At 71.1% G+C, this 14,100-nt stretch carries 12 protein-coding genes and 2 tRNA genes; 5 read left to right on the top strand and 9 right to left on the bottom strand.

What is annotated here, in order from left to right:
- Positions 1–9: 9 nt before the first annotated feature.
- The 3 genes from IE217_RS16115 to IE217_RS16105 all read right to left on the bottom strand — a co-directional run bounded on the left by IE217_RS16115 (position 10) and on the right by IE217_RS16105 (position 2,588).
- On the bottom strand, positions 10–615 hold the full coding sequence (locus tag IE217_RS16115) for an ATP-dependent Clp protease proteolytic subunit (RefSeq protein ID WP_190178585.1): 606 nt from the start codon (positions 613–615) through the stop codon (positions 10–12).
- Between the two features lie 303 nt (positions 616–918).
- On the bottom strand, positions 919–2,310 hold the full coding sequence (gene tig, locus IE217_RS16110; RefSeq protein ID WP_190178541.1) for a trigger factor: 1,392 nt from the start codon (positions 2,308–2,310) through the stop codon (positions 919–921).
- 201 nt (positions 2,311–2,511) lie between these two features.
- A tRNA-Pro gene (locus IE217_RS16105) sits at positions 2,512–2,588 on the bottom strand.
- A gap of 201 nt (positions 2,589–2,789) precedes the next feature.
- Between IE217_RS16105 and IE217_RS16100 the strand changes: the two genes are divergently transcribed.
- A tRNA-Gly gene (locus tag IE217_RS16100) sits at positions 2,790–2,863 on the top strand.
- Positions 2,864–2,918: 55 nt separating this feature from the next.
- Here IE217_RS16100 and IE217_RS16095 read toward each other — a convergent pair.
- A complete protein-coding gene (locus tag IE217_RS16095) occupies positions 2,919–3,113 on the bottom strand; it encodes a hypothetical protein (protein WP_190178540.1) in 195 nt (64 codons plus the stop codon).
- Positions 3,114–3,614: 501 nt separating this feature from the next.
- Here IE217_RS16095 and IE217_RS16090 point away from each other — a divergent pair.
- Positions 3,615–4,817, top strand: coding sequence for an acyltransferase family protein (locus IE217_RS16090; RefSeq protein ID WP_190178539.1), 1,203 nt, complete (start codon positions 3,615–3,617; stop codon positions 4,815–4,817).
- A gap of 23 nt (positions 4,818–4,840) precedes the next feature.
- Here IE217_RS16090 and IE217_RS16085 read toward each other — a convergent pair whose 3' ends face one another.
- Together IE217_RS16085 and IE217_RS16080 are read right to left on the bottom strand one after the other, a co-directional pair.
- Positions 4,841–5,293, bottom strand: a complete 453-nt coding sequence (locus tag IE217_RS16085; RefSeq protein ID WP_190178584.1) for an HD domain-containing protein — start codon at positions 5,291–5,293, stop codon at positions 4,841–4,843.
- 176 nt (positions 5,294–5,469) lie between these two features.
- Positions 5,470–6,645 (bottom strand): PP2C family protein-serine/threonine phosphatase, encoded by a 1,176-nt coding sequence (locus IE217_RS16080; RefSeq protein WP_190178538.1) that lies wholly within the window; start codon positions 6,643–6,645, stop codon positions 5,470–5,472.
- A 162-nt stretch (positions 6,646–6,807) separates the two neighbouring features.
- Here IE217_RS16080 and IE217_RS16075 point away from each other — a divergent pair, with 162 nt between their 5' ends.
- On the top strand, positions 6,808–8,049 hold the full coding sequence (locus tag IE217_RS16075) for a GNAT family N-acetyltransferase (RefSeq protein WP_190178537.1): 1,242 nt from the start codon (positions 6,808–6,810) through the stop codon (positions 8,047–8,049).
- A 16-nt stretch (positions 8,050–8,065) separates the two neighbouring features.
- On the opposite strand, the gene IE217_RS16070 is transcribed toward IE217_RS16075, so the two are convergent.
- Entirely contained in the window at positions 8,066–8,875 is an 810-nt protein-coding gene (locus tag IE217_RS16070) for an Fpg/Nei family DNA glycosylase (RefSeq protein WP_190178536.1), read from the bottom strand.
- 310 nt (positions 8,876–9,185) lie between these two features.
- Positions 9,186–9,671 carry a ribose-5-phosphate isomerase gene (locus IE217_RS16065; RefSeq protein ID WP_190178535.1) on the bottom strand — a complete coding sequence of 162 codons (486 nt, stop codon included), beginning with the start codon at positions 9,669–9,671 and terminating at the stop codon, positions 9,186–9,188.
- Positions 9,672–9,899: 228 nt separating this feature from the next.
- On the opposite strand from IE217_RS16065, the gene IE217_RS16060 reads away from it, so the two are divergent.
- Positions 9,900–11,381, top strand: a complete 1,482-nt coding sequence (locus tag IE217_RS16060; RefSeq protein WP_190178534.1) for an amino acid permease — start codon at positions 9,900–9,902, stop codon at positions 11,379–11,381.
- Between the two features lie 68 nt (positions 11,382–11,449).
- On the opposite strand, the gene IE217_RS16055 is transcribed toward IE217_RS16060, so the two are convergent.
- On the bottom strand, positions 11,450–13,054 hold the full coding sequence (locus IE217_RS16055) for a serine/threonine-protein kinase (protein WP_373298041.1): 1,605 nt from the start codon (positions 13,052–13,054) through the stop codon (positions 11,450–11,452).
- A 206-nt stretch (positions 13,055–13,260) separates the two neighbouring features.
- On the opposite strand from IE217_RS16055, the gene IE217_RS16050 reads away from it, so the two are divergent.
- Positions 13,261–13,992 carry a hypothetical protein gene (locus tag IE217_RS16050; protein ID WP_190178532.1) on the top strand — a complete coding sequence of 244 codons (732 nt, stop codon included), beginning with the start codon at positions 13,261–13,263 and terminating at the stop codon, positions 13,990–13,992.
- The last annotated feature ends 108 nt before the right edge of the window (positions 13,993–14,100 follow it).

The following is a 14,100-nucleotide window of genomic DNA, read 5'->3' as shown; positions in this document are numbered from 1 at the left end:
TCGTGCGGCTCAGGCCCCGGTGCCGCCACCGCCCGGCATGGCGGCGGCCGAGTCCATGACCTCGTCGATGAGGCCGTACTCCTTGGCCTCGTGGGCGTCGAACCAGCGGTCGCGGTCCGAGTCGCGGGTGATCTGCTCGACCGTCTGGCCCGTGTGGTGGGCGGTGAGCTCGGCCATGCGCTTCTTGGTGTGCAGCAGCCGCTCGGCGTGGATCTTGATGTCCGAGGCCGAGCCGGCCAGGCCCGCGGAGGGCTGGTGGATCAGGATCTCGGCGTTCGGCAGCGCGAAGCGCTTGCCGGGGGTGCCCGCGCTGAGCAGGAACTGGCCCATCGAGGCCGCCAGGCCCATGGCGATCGTCACCACGTCGTTCTTGATGTACTGCATGGTGTCGTAGATCGCCATGCCGGCCGTGATCGAGCCGCCGGGGCTGTTGATGTACAGGTAGATGTCCTTGTCCGGGTCGGCGGCAAGGAGCAGCAGCTGTGCGGTGATCTTGTTCGCGATGTCGTCGTCGACCGGCTGGCCGAGGAAGATGATCCGCTCGTTGAGCAGCCGGTTGTAGACCTGGTCGCCGAGGCCACCACCGATGGAAGGCTCGCCGGCGGCGGAGGGCATCAGATTCGTCACGTATCCACCTGCTCGTCTTACGACGGCGCCGGGCCGTCTCACGTGTACTGCCGGGGCGTGGGGCCGTCCGGCGCTGTTCGGGGACTCCCCTGCCCTCGTATTCATGGACCCTAACGCGCGGGTCCCTCCGGGGAATCCCGCAGAGGGGAGTGTTCGCCGGGGGCGTAGCGCCACGGCCCGCAACCGCCCCGTGGCGCCCCGTCGACGGCCCGGACACGCGGGTAGCCGAACGGGCCCCAGGTCACAACGTACCCGGGGCCCGTCCTGTGTGCATGGGAGGCGCCGTGCGGCTCAGGCCTCGGACTTCTCCTCGCCCTCGCCCTCGGCGGGGGCGTCCTCGGCGGCGGCCTCGGCGGTCTCGGCCTCGTCGTCCTCGTCGTCCAGGTCGACGATCTCGCCGTTGGTGTCCTTCACGGTCGCGGCCTCGACCACGACGGCCAGGGCCTTGCCGCGGGCGACCTCGCCGACGAGCAGCGGAACCTGGTTCTGCTGGACGACGGCCTGGGCGAACTGGTCGGGGGACATGCCGGAGGAGGCGGCGCGCCGCATGAGGTGCTCGGTGAGCTCCTCCTGGTTGACGTTGAGCTTCTCCTTGTTGACCAGCTCGTCGAGGACGAACTGGGTCTTGATGCCCTTGACCGCGGCCTCGCGGGTCTCGGTCTCGAACTCCTCGGCGGTCTTGCCCTGGATCTCGAGGTACTTCTCGAGGGTGAGGCCCATCTGCCCGAGCTGGTGGTGCTCGAGGTTGTGCTTGCGGGTGTTGATCTCGTCCTCGAGCAGCTTCTCGGGGACCGGGACCTCGACCAGCTCGAGCAGCTTGTCCAGGACGCGCTCCTGGGCCTGCGTGGCCTGGTCGTAGGTCTTCATGTTCTCCAGGCGCTTGCGGCTGTCCGCGCGCAGCTCCTCGAGGGTGTCGAACTCGGAGGCGAGCTGCGCGAAGTCGTCGTCCAGCTCGGGCAGTTCGCGCGCGGCGACCTGGGTGACCCTGACGGTGACCTCGGCCTCGCGGCCGGCCGCGGAGCCGCCCTTGAGCTCGGAGGTGAAGGTGGCCTCGCCACCGGCCTCAAGGCCCTTCACGGCGTCGTCGATGCCGTCCAGCAGCTCGCCGGAGCCGATGGTGTAGGAGACGCCGTTCGCGACGCCGTCCTCCAGGACCTCGCCGTCCACCTTGGCCTCGAGGTCGACGGTCACGACGTCGCCGTCCTCGGCGGCGCGCTCGACCGGCGTGGTGGAGGCGAAGCGCTCACGGAGCTGCTCGACCGCCTTGTCCACGTCCTCGTCGGTCACCTCGACGGCGTCGACCTCGACCTCGATGCCGGAGTAGTCCGGGATCTCGATCGTCGGGCGGACGTCGACCTCGGCGGTGAAGTTCAGCGTCTCGCCGTCCTTCAGCTCGGTGATGTCGACCTCCGGCTGGCCCAGCGGGTTCAGCTCCGCCTCGTTGACGGCGTCGGTGTAGAACTTCGGAAGCGCGTCGTTGACGGCCTCCTCCAGGACCGCACCGCGGCCGAACCGCTGGTCGATGACCCGGGCCGGGATCTTGCCCTTGCGGAAGCCCTTCACCGTGACCTGCTGGTTGATCTTCTTGTACGCCGCGTCGAGGCTGTCCTTGAGCTCCTCGAAGGGCACCTCGACAGTGAGCCGAACCCGGGTCGGGTTCAGGGTCTCCACGGCGCTCTTCACGGTTCGGTCTCCTTGTGGCTGACTTCTCGGATTTCGCCGGAGCCTGAGGGCTGTCCGGCGGATTCGCCGCCCGGAGGAGTTCGTAGGCCCAGGGGCCGGACACACGGGCGCGCAGTTTGCATAGTAGCCGCAGCCGCTCGGCGCCCCAAAAGGGCGAGCACGCCGATCACGCGAGGTGGCGCCGACCGGCGGATCGGCGGGTGGTCGGGGTGGCGGGATTTGAACCCACGGCCTTCCGCTCCCAAAGCGGACGCGCTACCAAGCTGCGCCACACCCCGTCTGGTGCGACACGTAGGGTACATGCCCGCAGGCAGTACGGCTGCCGCATTCGGTGGGCGCCCGGGCGCGCGCTCCCGCCCGGCCGCCCCAGGTCACGCGCCCGGCCGGACCGCACCCGGAGTGGGGGTGTGCGGCGGGAGGGCGTCACCCGCTACGATGTTTGTGTGCCGCGGTCACCGGACCTGCGGCGCGTGTCGTGTGCGGGCGTAGCTCAATGGTAGAGCCCCAGTCTTCCAAACTGGCTACGCGGGTTCGATTCCCGTCGCCCGCTCCAGGGGTCAGGGCCGGGCCGGAGGTGTTCCTCCGGCCCGGCCCTGATCGTTTTGGCGTCAGAAGTGGATCGAGTTGATCGTCTCCGCTATCGAGTTCAGAAAGCGGTTGATCGACGGCGCCATGCCGGTGGAGGCGAGGAAGAAGCCGAAGAGTACGGCGACGATGGCCGGCCCCGCCTTGAGCGATCCCCCTCGGAGCAACACCACCAGGATGATCGCCAACAGCAGCACCACTGACAGTGAAATGGCCACAACTGATCACACCCTCGGTCGGTCCGCTCTCCCGGCCCGGGGGTGCCGACCCGGCACACCCCCGCTGGAACCATCGTGCCACCAACCCGGCGCACGTATGCCGGGCCTGACGCATCATCGGTCACGACCGTGCCACAAGTCCGGCCCGTTGCTTGGGCGCCGGGTGTCCCAGGACTCGTTCGGCACGGCAATTCGGCGGGCTCCCGCGCCGCGGCGGCGGCGTCAATTCCGGGACTCCGTTTCCATGTCCACACATCATGTTCGCAATTAATTCGAATTGTTGGCGCCGACGGCACGCCATGCTCCAACTCGTCCGGAAGTATTCGGACATTGAGGGTGCACATGAGGTGCATATGGTGTGCCCGACCGGTACCCGCGATGTGTTGACCGTCACCCGTCCACTTACGTCGCCTACGTCAAATCCCGGGTATGCGCAGCGAATAACCAGGAATGACGTCGGGGGTTTCACACAATCCCGCAGACAACGCTAGGGTGCCTCAGATGTTCCACGCTGCCTCCTCCCCCGGCCCGAGCAGAACGCCGCTTCCCCCGGCACAGTCGCCGGCATCCGGAGTGCCGGGCCCGCGCAGACCCGGCGAGGGCGGCGGCGCCTGTGCGGACCGGCGCGACCCGTTCTTCGACAACGCGAAGTACCTGGCGATCGTGCTCGTGGCCATGGGCCACTCCTGGGCCCCGATCAAGAGCGGCAGCCAGTTCCTCGACGGCGCCTACAACGTCGTCTACACCTTCCACATGCCGGCGTTCATCATCATCTCCGGCTTCTTCTCGCGGAATTTCGACCTGCGCCCGGACCGGCTCAAACGACTGCTCACCGGCGTGGTCGTGCCGTACGTCATCTTCGAGACCGCGTATTCACTCTTCCGTATCTACGTCGGCGGCTCCTCCGACCGGCAGATCAGCCTGCTCACGCCCTGGTACCTGACCTGGTTCCTGGTCGCCCTGTTCATCTGGCGCCTGACCGCGCCCGTCTGGCGGGTGGTGCGGTGGCCCGTGCCCCTCGCGCTCGGCATCGCCGTACTGGCCTCCGTCAGCCCCGGGGTCGGCGCCGACCTCGACCTCCAGCGCGTCCTGCAGTTCCTGCCCTGCTTCGTGCTGGGCCTGTGCATGAAGGCCGAGCACTTCCACATGGTCCGCCGCCGCTCGGTGCGCATCGCCTCGGTGCCGGTGTTCGCTGCGGCGCTGGCCGTGGGCTGGTGGACCGCGCCGCGCATGGACGTCTCGTGGTTCTACCGGCAGAGCGCGGCGCAGGACCTGGGCGCGCCCTGGTGGACCGGGCCGGTCATGGTGCTGGCGATGTTCGGCTGCGCGCTGCTGCTGACCGCCTGCTTCTTCGCCTGGGTGCCGGGGCGGCGGACCTGGTTCACCGCGCTGGGCGCCGGCACGCTGTACGGCTATCTGCTGCACGGCTTCGTGGTCAAGACCGTGCTGTACGCGGGCTGGTTCGAGCCCTCGTGGCTGCACCGGCCGCTCGGGGCGCTCCTGGTCACCGCCCTCGCGGCGGCCGGCGTCACCCTGCTGTGCACCGCGCCGGTGCGCCGCGTCTTCCGGTTCGCCATGGAACCCGCGATGGAGTGGGCCTTCCGGCCGGACCTCAACCGGGTGACCGGTGCCGGCGGTCCCGGCGGCGACGGCGGGCCGGTCGCGGGGCGCGCCGCCGAGCCGGAGACCGCCATGGCCGGCTGACCCGCGGACGGCTCCGCCGTCGGTCAGTCGGCGGCCGTCAGGCCCAAGTGCGCTCGCATCGTGGCGTACTTGAGCGCCAGGCGCCGGGCCGTCGGCTCGTCCAGGGCGGCGAGCCGGCGCGGGTCGGCGTTGTGGGCGATGTCGGCCGTCTTGACCAGCCGGGCGCCCGGGGTGGCCAGGATGCGGCGCGCGTACGCCTCCAGGTCCTCGCCGTGGCGCTTGGTGAGGGCCCGTACGACGTCCTTCGTACGCTGCGGAAAGGGCGCCTGCCGCAGCCACTCCTCGCTGAGCACGCCGTCCTCGAGGGCGTCGTGCAGCCAGGCGGCGGCGACCAGTGCGGCGTCGCCGCCACGGGTGCGCACGCCCGCCGCGACGGCCGCCAGGTGCTCGGCGTAGGGCCGCCCGGCCTTGTCGCGCTGCCCGGCGTGCGCGGCACGGGCCACGGCCTCGGCGCCGGCCACGAGTTCCTCGGACACGGCTTCGGGTCCGGCCGCGAGTTCCGCCTCGGGCACGGCCTTGGGTCCGGCCGCGAGTTCCGCCTCGGGCACGGCCCCGGCTCCGGCCGGGGGCGGTTTCCTGTCGTACGGCACGGCGATCTCCTTTCCGGCGCCCGGCAGTTCGCGGGATGGTGGTGCAAAGGCTGCGGGAAGGCTCAGCGTGCCGCGGCCGTCGGGCCCTCGCGGCAGATCAGCAGCAGGGCGCGGTCGTCGTTGACGTCCTTGGCGACCGCCTCGATCAGGTGCCAGGCAGCGCCGTGGAAGCCGCCGGCCACATAGCGGTCGGCCTCGCCGGTGAGGCGGTCGATGCCCTCGACGATGTCGCGGTCGGAGGTCTCCACCAGGCCGTCGGTGAACAGCATCAGCACGTCGCCCGGGCGCAGCGAGCCCTTCACCGAGTCGAACTGGGCGCCGTCGTACACCCCGAGCAGCGGCCCGTCGGCCGCCTTCTCCTCCCAGCGGCCGCTGCCCGCGTTGAGCTGGAGGCCGGGCGGATGCCCCGCGGAGTACAGCTCGTAGTCGCCGGAGTCCAGGTCCAGCACGAGGTGGATGGAGGTGGCGAAGCCCTCTTCCCAGTCCTGGCGCAGCAGATAGCCGTTGGCGGCGGGCAGGAACGCGTGCGGGGGCAGGCTGCCCAGCAGTCCGCCGAAGGCGCCGGAGAGCAGCAGCGCGCGCGAGCCGGCGTCCATGCCCTTGCCCGACACGTCGGTGAGGACGACCTCCAGGGTGCGGTCGCCGTTGGTGCGGGCCGCGACCACGAAGTCGCCGGAGAAGGACTGGCCGCCGGCCGGGCGCAGGGCCATCTCGCGGTGCCAGCCGTCGGGCAGCTGCGGCAGCTTGCTCTGTACGCGGATGCGCTCGCGCAGGTCGAACAGCATGGTGCCGCCGCGCCGCCAGGGCACGCCGACCCGGCTGCGGAACTGGGCGATCAGCAGCCCGAAGAAGCCGCAGGCGGCGACCACCAGCACCACGCCCGGGGTAACCCGGGAGGGACCCTCGGTGTACGGGCCGAGCCGGACCGACTCCACGATCAGCGCGGTGGCCCCCGCCGCGTACAGGCCGAGCAGGCTGGCCGGGCGCAGCAGCAGACCGCCCGCGACGATGGGCAGCACGAGCGCGACCGGGGAGAACCAGACCGAGTTGGCGAGGGTGAGCGCCGCGATCAACGGGATGGTCAGCAGCAGTCCGCCGAGCGCGACCCAGTCCGAGCCGTCCCCGCGGAAGTAGTCGACGGCGGATCTGCGCACGCCGACCCGGACCCGGTGCCACTGCATCCTCAACCGGGCCGTGAACGTCTCGGCTTCCGCGCGCCGCTCTCGTCCTGCTGCCATCAGTTCGGGACCCTATCCATCGGACCTGCTGCTTGGCACGGGAGGTCCCACTTGTCCCCCGTCCGAGGCTCAAGTTCACAGTGAACTTCACCAGGAGCCGCCGCGCTGCCCACCGGGCGAAATTCGTTCGCCCGTCCGACCCGGCCCTGGTAGGCATGGCGCATGGAGACTGACCTTGTGACCGGGCCGAGGGTGCTGCGTCGGGACGAGTGGGACCGGTGGTACGACAACCTGATCCGGGCCTTCGGCGGACTGCCGGAGTCCGACGAGGAGCGGGCCGCCTGGCACTCCGTGACCGAGTTCGACCGCTCGCTGGGCGTGTGGGACGGGGACGCGCCCGTGGGCACGGCGGGGGCGTTCAGCTTCCGGATCACCGTGCCCGGCGGGGCCCAGGTGCGGGCGGCCGGGGTCACGATGGTCAGCGTGGCCGCCACGCACCGGCGGCGCGGGGTGCTGACGTCGATGATGCGGCGGCAGCTGGACGACGTGCGCTCCTGGGGCGAGCCGCTGGCGGTGCTGACCGCGTCCGAGCCCGCGATCTACGGGCGCTTCGGCTACGGCGCCGCGACCTTCCAGCTGGCCGCCGAGATCGACACGGGCCGGGCCGGACTGTCCGTCCCGGCCGGTACGGACGACGTACGGCTGCGGTACGCCGCGCCCGCCGACGTGCTGGACGCCTGCGAGGCGGTGTACGCGCGCCTGGCGGCCGACCGGCCCGGGATGATCGCGCGGCCCGCCGGCTGGGAGCGGCTGCCGCTGCTCGACGCGGCGGGCATGCGGGACGGGGCCTCGCCGCTGCAGTGCGTGGTCGCGGAGCGGGACGGCGCGGTCACCGGGTACGCCCGCTTCCGCGTGAAGCCGAGCTGGGACACCGGGGGCGCGGAGGGCACGGTCGTGCTCAGCGATCTCGACGCGCTCGACCCGGTGAGCGCTGCCGCGCTGTGGCGCTTCCTGTTCGGCATCGACCTGACGTCGTCGCTGAACGTGCGGATGCGACCGGTCGACGACGCCTGGCAGTACCTGGTGTCCGACATCCGGCGCTGCCGGCCGCGGCTGCGGGACGCGTTGTACGTACGGCTCGTGGACGTCGGCGCGGCGCTGGCGGCGCGGACGTACCAGGCGCCGGTGGACGTCGTGTTCGAGGTCGAGGACGCCTTCTGCCCCTGGAACGCGGGGCGGTGGCGGCTGAGCGGGGACGCCAAGGGTGCGTCCTGCGAACGGACCTCGGACCCCGCGGACCTCGCCCTTTCGGTACGGGAGCTGGGGGCGGCGTATCTCGGGGGCGTGCCGCTGACCGGGCTCGCGGCCGCCGGGCGGGTGGGGGAACTCCGGCGGGGGGCGCTGGCGGAGGCCTCGGTGGGGTTCGGGGCGACGGTGGCGCCTTGGCTGCCGCACGGGTTCTAGGAGGACCGGGGGTCCCTCAGCTCCGCTGGCAGGTGGGGCACCAGAAGAGGTTGCGGGCGGCGAGGTCCGCGGTGCGGATCTCGCCGGCGCAGATGTGGCAGGGCATGGCCGCGCGTCGGTAGACGTAGACCTCACCGCCGTGGTCGTCGACGCGGGGCGGGCGGCCCATCGCCTCGGGGGTGTGCTCGGGGCGGACCGTGTCGATGCGGTTGTCGCGGACGCCCTCGTGCATCAGCTCGACCAGGTCGGTCCAGATCGCGTCCCACTCGGACGGGGTGATGTCGCGTCCGGGGCGGTACGGGTCGATGCGGTGCCGGAAGAGGACCTCGGCGCGGTAGACGTTGCCCACGCCGGCGATGACCTTCTGGTCCATCAGGAGCGCGGCGATCGTCGTACGGCTGCGGCGCACGCGGGCGTAGGCGGCCGACGGGTCGGCGTCCTCGCGGAGGGGGTCGGGGCCGAGGCGGTCGTGTATCGCCTGCTTCTCGGTGGGGGTGATCAGGGCGCAGGTGGTGGGGCCGCGGAGGTCGGCGTACGACGTCTCGTTGACCAGGCGGAGGCGAACGGTGTCCGTGGGCGGGGGTGCGGGGGTGGCGCCGAAGGCGACCTTGCCGAAGAGGCCCAGGTGGATGTGGACCCAGTCGGTGTCGCGGAAGCGGAGGAAGAGGTGTTTGCCGTGGGCCTCCGTGCGGGTGAGCTCCGCTCGGGTGAGGAGGTCGGCGGCGTCGGAGAATTTGCCCTGGGGGCTGGTTGCCTGCGGGGCCGTGCCGGTGAAGTGGTGGGCGTAGTCCAGGGCTAGGCGGTGGATGGTGTGGCCCTCTGGCACGGGGTCTTCTCCTACGGGGGTGTCGGCCACCTGGGTGGTGGGGTGGGGCTGCGCCCCGGGGGGAGTTTCCCACCCGGCCCACCCGGCTCGGTAGGGCACAAGGTCCCGCCTGGGGCTCCGCCCCAGACCCCGTCTCCCACCCGCCCACCCGACTCGTGGGCTGCGTAGTCCCGTACTGGGGCTCCGCCCCAGACCCCGTCTCCCACCCGCCCACCCGACTCGTGGGCTGGATAGTGCCGTCCTGGGGCTCCGCCCCAGGCCCCGGCGGGGGCTTCGCCCCCTGCACCCCCGCAGGGTCCCGGCTTCTTCGTTACTGCTGCGGGTGGTGGGGCGGGATGGGCGGGAGGTCGCCTGTGGATTCGTAGGCCGTCAGCATGTCGATGCGGCGGATGTGGCGTTCGTCGCCCGAGAACGGGGTGGCGAGGAAGGTCTCGACGAACTTCGTCGCCTCCTCGGCGGTGTGCATGCGCGCGCCGACGGCGACCACGTTCGCGTTGTTGTGCTGACGGCCCAGGGACGCCGTCTCCTCGCTCCAGGCCAGGGCCGCGCGGACACCCTTGACCTTGTTCGCGGCGATCTGCTCGCCGTTGCCGGAGCCGCCGATCACGATGCCGAGGGAGCCCTCGTCGGCGGCCGTGCGCTCGGCGGCGCGCAGGCAGAAGGGCGGGTAGTCGTCCTGGGCGTCGTAGATGTGCGGCCCGCAGTCGACGGGCTCGTGCCCCGCCGCCTTGAGCCACTCGACGAGGTGGTTCTTCAGTTCAAAGCCCGCATGGTCCGAGCCGAGATACACGCGCATGGTCCGAGTGTGACACGGCGGCGCCCCCCGCCACGCTCCGGGTGAGGCAGCGGTAGGCCATTTATCACAGGCGCCTACCCGATGTGAGGAAAACTACAAACCTCAAGAGAACCTCAAGTAACAATTAGGTTTCGAAGGTTCACGAATCCCGTGGCCTCGGATTCACTGGACCGGCTCGTACACCGCTCGTACGAGTAACCGCTCACCCGGCGCAAAGGAACTCCGTCCATGACCTCGCAGCCGAACCCGCCGAAGGCTGGAAGCGGCCCCGCCTCTCCCCCCGCCCACGGCTCCGGACTCCAGGCCGGCCTCAAGAACCGGCACCTGACGATGATCGCCATCGGCGGCGTCATCGGCGCGGGCCTCTTCGTCGGCTCCAGCTCCGGCATCGCCACCGCCGGACCCGGCATCCTGCTCTCATACGCCCTCGTCGGCACGCTCGTCGTCCTCGTGATGCGGATGCTGGGCGAGATGTCCGCCGCCAACCCCACCTCCGGCTCCTTCTCCGCGCACGCCGACCGCGCGCTCGGCCGCTGGGCCGGCTTCTCCATCGGCTGGCTCTACTGGTTCTTCTGGGTCGTCGTGCTGGCCGTGGAGTCCACCGCCGGCGCCAAGATCCTCTCCGGGTGGGTGCCCGCCGTACCCCAGTGGGGCTGGGCCCTCATCGTCATGCTGGTGCTGACCGCCACCAACCTGGTCTCCGTCGGCTCCTACGGCGAGTTCGAGTTCTGGTTCGCCGGGATCAAGGTCGTCGCGATCGCCGCGTTCATCATCGTCGGCCTGCTCGCCGTCTTCGGCGTGCTGCCCGGCGTCCACGCCGACCAGGCGTCCTTCGGCAACCTCACCGGCCACGGCGGCTTCCTGCCGCACGGCCCGGGCTCCATCCTCACCGGTGTGCTGCTCGTCGTCTTCTCCTTCATGGGCAGCGAGATCGCCACCCTCGCCGCGGGCGAGTCCGAGGACCCGCAGCGCGCGGTCACCAAGGCGACCAACAGCATCATCTGGCGCATCGCCGTCTTCTACCTCGGCTCGATCCTCGTCGTCGTCTCCCTGATCCCCTGGAACGACAAGTCGATCACCGACAAGGGCTCCTACGTCGCCGCCCTGGACTCCCTCGGCATCGCGCACGCCGGTGAGATCATGAACTTCATCGTGCTGACCTCGGTGCTGTCCTGCCTCAACTCCGGCCTCTACACCGCCTCCCGCATGGCCTTCTCGCTCGGTGCGCGCGGTGACGCCCCGAAGGGCTTCGCCCGGACCACCGAGCGCGGAGTGCCGCGCACCGCCATCCTCGTGTCGGTCGCGTTCGGCTTCCTCGCGGTGTTCTTCAACTACAAGTTCCCGAACTCCGTCTTCCTCTTCCTCGTCAACTCCTCCGGTGCGGTCGCCCTGTTCGTCTGGCTGGTGATCTGCTTCTCGCAGCTGCGCATGCGCAGGATCATCCAGCGCGAGGCGCCGGAGAAGCTGGTCGTGAAGATGTGGCTGTACCCGTACCTGACCTGGGCGACGGCCGCGCTGATCGTCTTCGTCCTCGGCTACATGCTCACCGACACCGAGCACGACGGCCGCGAGACCGTCCTGCTGTCGCTGCTGGTCGCGGCGGTGGTGCTCGCCGTCGCCGTGATCAAGCAGAAGGTCCGGGGCGGCGGCCGCGCCCCGGTCCAGGCGGCTTCGGACGACGAGACCGAGAAGGTGCCCGCGGCCGGCTGACGCCGGCAGCGGTGATCCGCAGGGAGGGAGTCGGCCTGTGAACGGCCGGCTCCCTCCCTTCCGCTTTCTCACAGGATCGTGAAACTGTCCCGGGCCGTCTCGTACGCCGTCAGCGCCTGCGGTTCCTCTTCCGGACGGTACCAGGTGTCGATCTGGTACGACTTGCCGTCCGCGTCGAAGCCCAGCAGCCTCGCGTGCCAGTCGGCGCCCCCGAGCGTGAACGTGTACTCCCACACCACCGCCGGGCGGCCGTGGAACGTCGTGCGTTCCAGGCGGATCTTGCGGTAGTCCTGTCCCTGGTGGGCGTTCTGCTCCGAGGTGCGCCAGGTCTCCATGAGGTCGCCGCGGGCCAGCGAGGACTTGGCGGCCAGCTCCTGCCCGCCGTCCGGCGAGGTGTAGTGCACCTCCGCCCCCGTCTTCACGTCCCTGCGCCATCCCCTCGGCGTCTCCCACGCGAACCCTCCCGCCTCCCGGTGCGCGCCCGGCGGAACGCCCGGCGGCCTGGACGTGCCCTCGACGGTGGGCGCTGAGGAAGGGGAAGCGGAGGAGGCCCCGGAGGGCGACACGGAGGCGGATGAGCCGGGGGCGGCCGCCGACGCGTCGTGCCGCTTGGCCGTGCCGTCGGGCAGCAGGGCCAGTACGGCGCCCAGTACCGCCCCCGCGACCAGCACGCCTGCGGCCACGCGGAGCCAGGGGAGCCGGTGTCCCCGGCGGGCCGCCCCGGCCGGGGCCCGCTCCGGTCCCGGTGCCCGTGACGGCGCCGGTCCCTGCCCCTGTTCCGGTGCCGGTCCCTGCCCCGGTTCCGGTCCCGCCGTGGGCGTGGGCGCCGGGCCGGTGTCCCCGGGCCCGTGGGAAACCCGCGTGGGTCCCGGCACCGCCCGCGTCGGTGTGCGGGACGGGTATGCCACCGGGCGCAGGGCGGACTCCAGGGCGTCCAGGCCCGGGCGGGCCTCCGGGTCCTTGACCAGCAGGGCGGCCAGGGTCTCGCTCAACGGCCCGGCCGCGGGCGGGAGCCGGGGTTCCTCGTACAGCACCGCGTGCAGGGTCGCCAGAGTGGTGTCGCGGGAGAACGGGGAGCGGCCGACCAGCGCCGCGCACAGGGTCGCGCCGAGGGACCACACGTCGGACGGCGGGCCCTGCGGGCGGCCGGAGACGCGTTCGGGAGCCATGTAGTCGGGGGAGCCGACGAGCATGCCGACCATGGTGAGCGCCTTGGCGTCCTGGATCGCGGCGATGCCGAAGTCGGTGAGGACGACCCGCCCGCCGCCGCCCTCGACGAGGATGTTGCCGGGCTTGATGTCCCGGTGCAGTACGCCCCCGGCGTGCACCTGGCGCAGCGCCGACACCAGGCCGAGGCCGATGCGGGCGGTCTCCCCGGGGCCGAGGGGGCCCTCGTCCAGCAGCAGTCGTTCCAGTGAGCGGGCGGGCACCAACTCCATGACGATCCAAAGCCGTTCGCCCTCGTCGACCACGTCGTAGACGCGCACCACGCCCGGGTGGTCGATCCGGGCGGTGGCCCTGGCCTCGCGCAGTGTGCGTTCACGGCGGGTGCGGCTGTCCTCCGCGTCCACGCCGTCGATGCGCATCTCCTTCACCGCGACCTGCCGGTGGAGCATTTCGTCGGCGGCTCGCCACACCCGCCCCATTCCCCCCTGGCCGATACTCTCGGCCAACCGGTACCGTCCTGCCACGAGCAGCCCCGGAACACCGTCGCTCATCGAATTCCCCGGCAATTCGCCGCACCCCCTCAACGACTGCCTCCGGTCCATGCGCATTGCCACACGATGGTCACACTTGAGGCCGTCCCAGCATAGTGCGGAGAAATCTTGTGGTACCTCTTCGAGTACTGCGAATTCAGGCGCAGTAAAGGGGGACGAACATGAGTTCTCGTCGTGTGTCCACACGGGCGGCCGTCACGGGATCGCTGGTCACCGCAGCTTTCTCGGCGGTGCTGATCCTTTCCGGAACCGCCGTCGCGAACGATCAGCAGCCGATGAGCGGACAAGGGGGAAAGACCGTCGACAAGGCGCCCGCGGGTGTGAAGGTGACCACGCTGCTGCCGAAGAAGATCTCGGTCGACAACAGTTCGAAGAATACGGTGATCAATGCCACCGTGCGCAACGAAGGGACCAAGGACAGCGGTGACCTCAAACTTCTGGTCGTTGGTTTCGACGGACTGAGGATCACGAATGTGGCGGGCTGCTCGGCGATTGCGCAGAAGGATCTGCCGGCCGGCTCGAACAGCGGGTTCAGCTGCGGGATCGGCCCGCTGGCCGCCGGGAAGTCGCGGTCGTACGTGGTCGAGGCGTCGTACGACCTCGGCAAGGAGGGGAGGATCTGCCTGCCGGTGCAGACCGCCGACGGGAGGAAGACCTACTGGCAGCAGGGGCCGGTGCCGTTCGGGACGGTGAATCCCTCGCCCAACGCCCCGGCCACGCCGCTGCTGCTGGGCACCGACAACAAGCCGGTGGCGCCGGGCGGCGACCAGTTGCCGAAGACGGGCGCGGCCCGTGACCTGCTGCCGCTGGGTGCGGCCGGCGCGGCACTGGTGACCGCCGGGGCGGCGGGCCTGTGGTGGTCCGGCCGGCGCCCGCGCCCGCGGCGGACCTGACCGGCCGCCGGGCCGCCAGGCCGCCGGGCCACGCGCCGCCAGGCCGCAGGCCGCGCACGCCGCACGCCGCCAGGCCTGGCATGCGCAAGGGCGGCCGGGGTGATCTCG

Origin of the sequence: Streptomyces naganishii JCM 4654 (assembly GCF_014650575.1) — a bacterium.
Taxonomy (GTDB): Bacteria; Actinomycetota; Actinomycetes; order Streptomycetales; family Streptomycetaceae; genus Streptomyces; species Streptomyces naganishii.
Note: the sequence above shows the minus strand (reverse complement) of the source record. Positions and strands in the feature narration are given on the sequence as shown.

Coding starts and splice junctions, on each gene's coding strand:
- IE217_RS16115 (WP_190178585.1), bottom strand. CDS start 615: ATGCCCTCCGCCGCCGGCGAGCCTTCCATCGGTGGTGGCCTCGGCGAC.
- IE217_RS16090 (WP_190178539.1), top strand. CDS start 3,615: ATGTTCCACGCTGCCTCCTCCCCCGGCCCGAGCAGAACGCCGCTTCCC.
- IE217_RS16080 (WP_190178538.1), bottom strand. CDS start 6,645: ATGGCAGCAGGACGAGAGCGGCGCGCGGAAGCCGAGACGTTCACGGCC.
- IE217_RS16075 (WP_190178537.1), top strand. CDS start 6,808: ATGGAGACTGACCTTGTGACCGGGCCGAGGGTGCTGCGTCGGGACGAG.
- IE217_RS16065 (WP_190178535.1), bottom strand. CDS start 9,671: ATGCGCGTGTATCTCGGCTCGGACCATGCGGGCTTTGAACTGAAGAAC.
- IE217_RS16060 (WP_190178534.1), top strand. CDS start 9,900: ATGACCTCGCAGCCGAACCCGCCGAAGGCTGGAAGCGGCCCCGCCTCT.
- IE217_RS16050 (WP_190178532.1), top strand. CDS start 13,261: ATGAGTTCTCGTCGTGTGTCCACACGGGCGGCCGTCACGGGATCGCTG.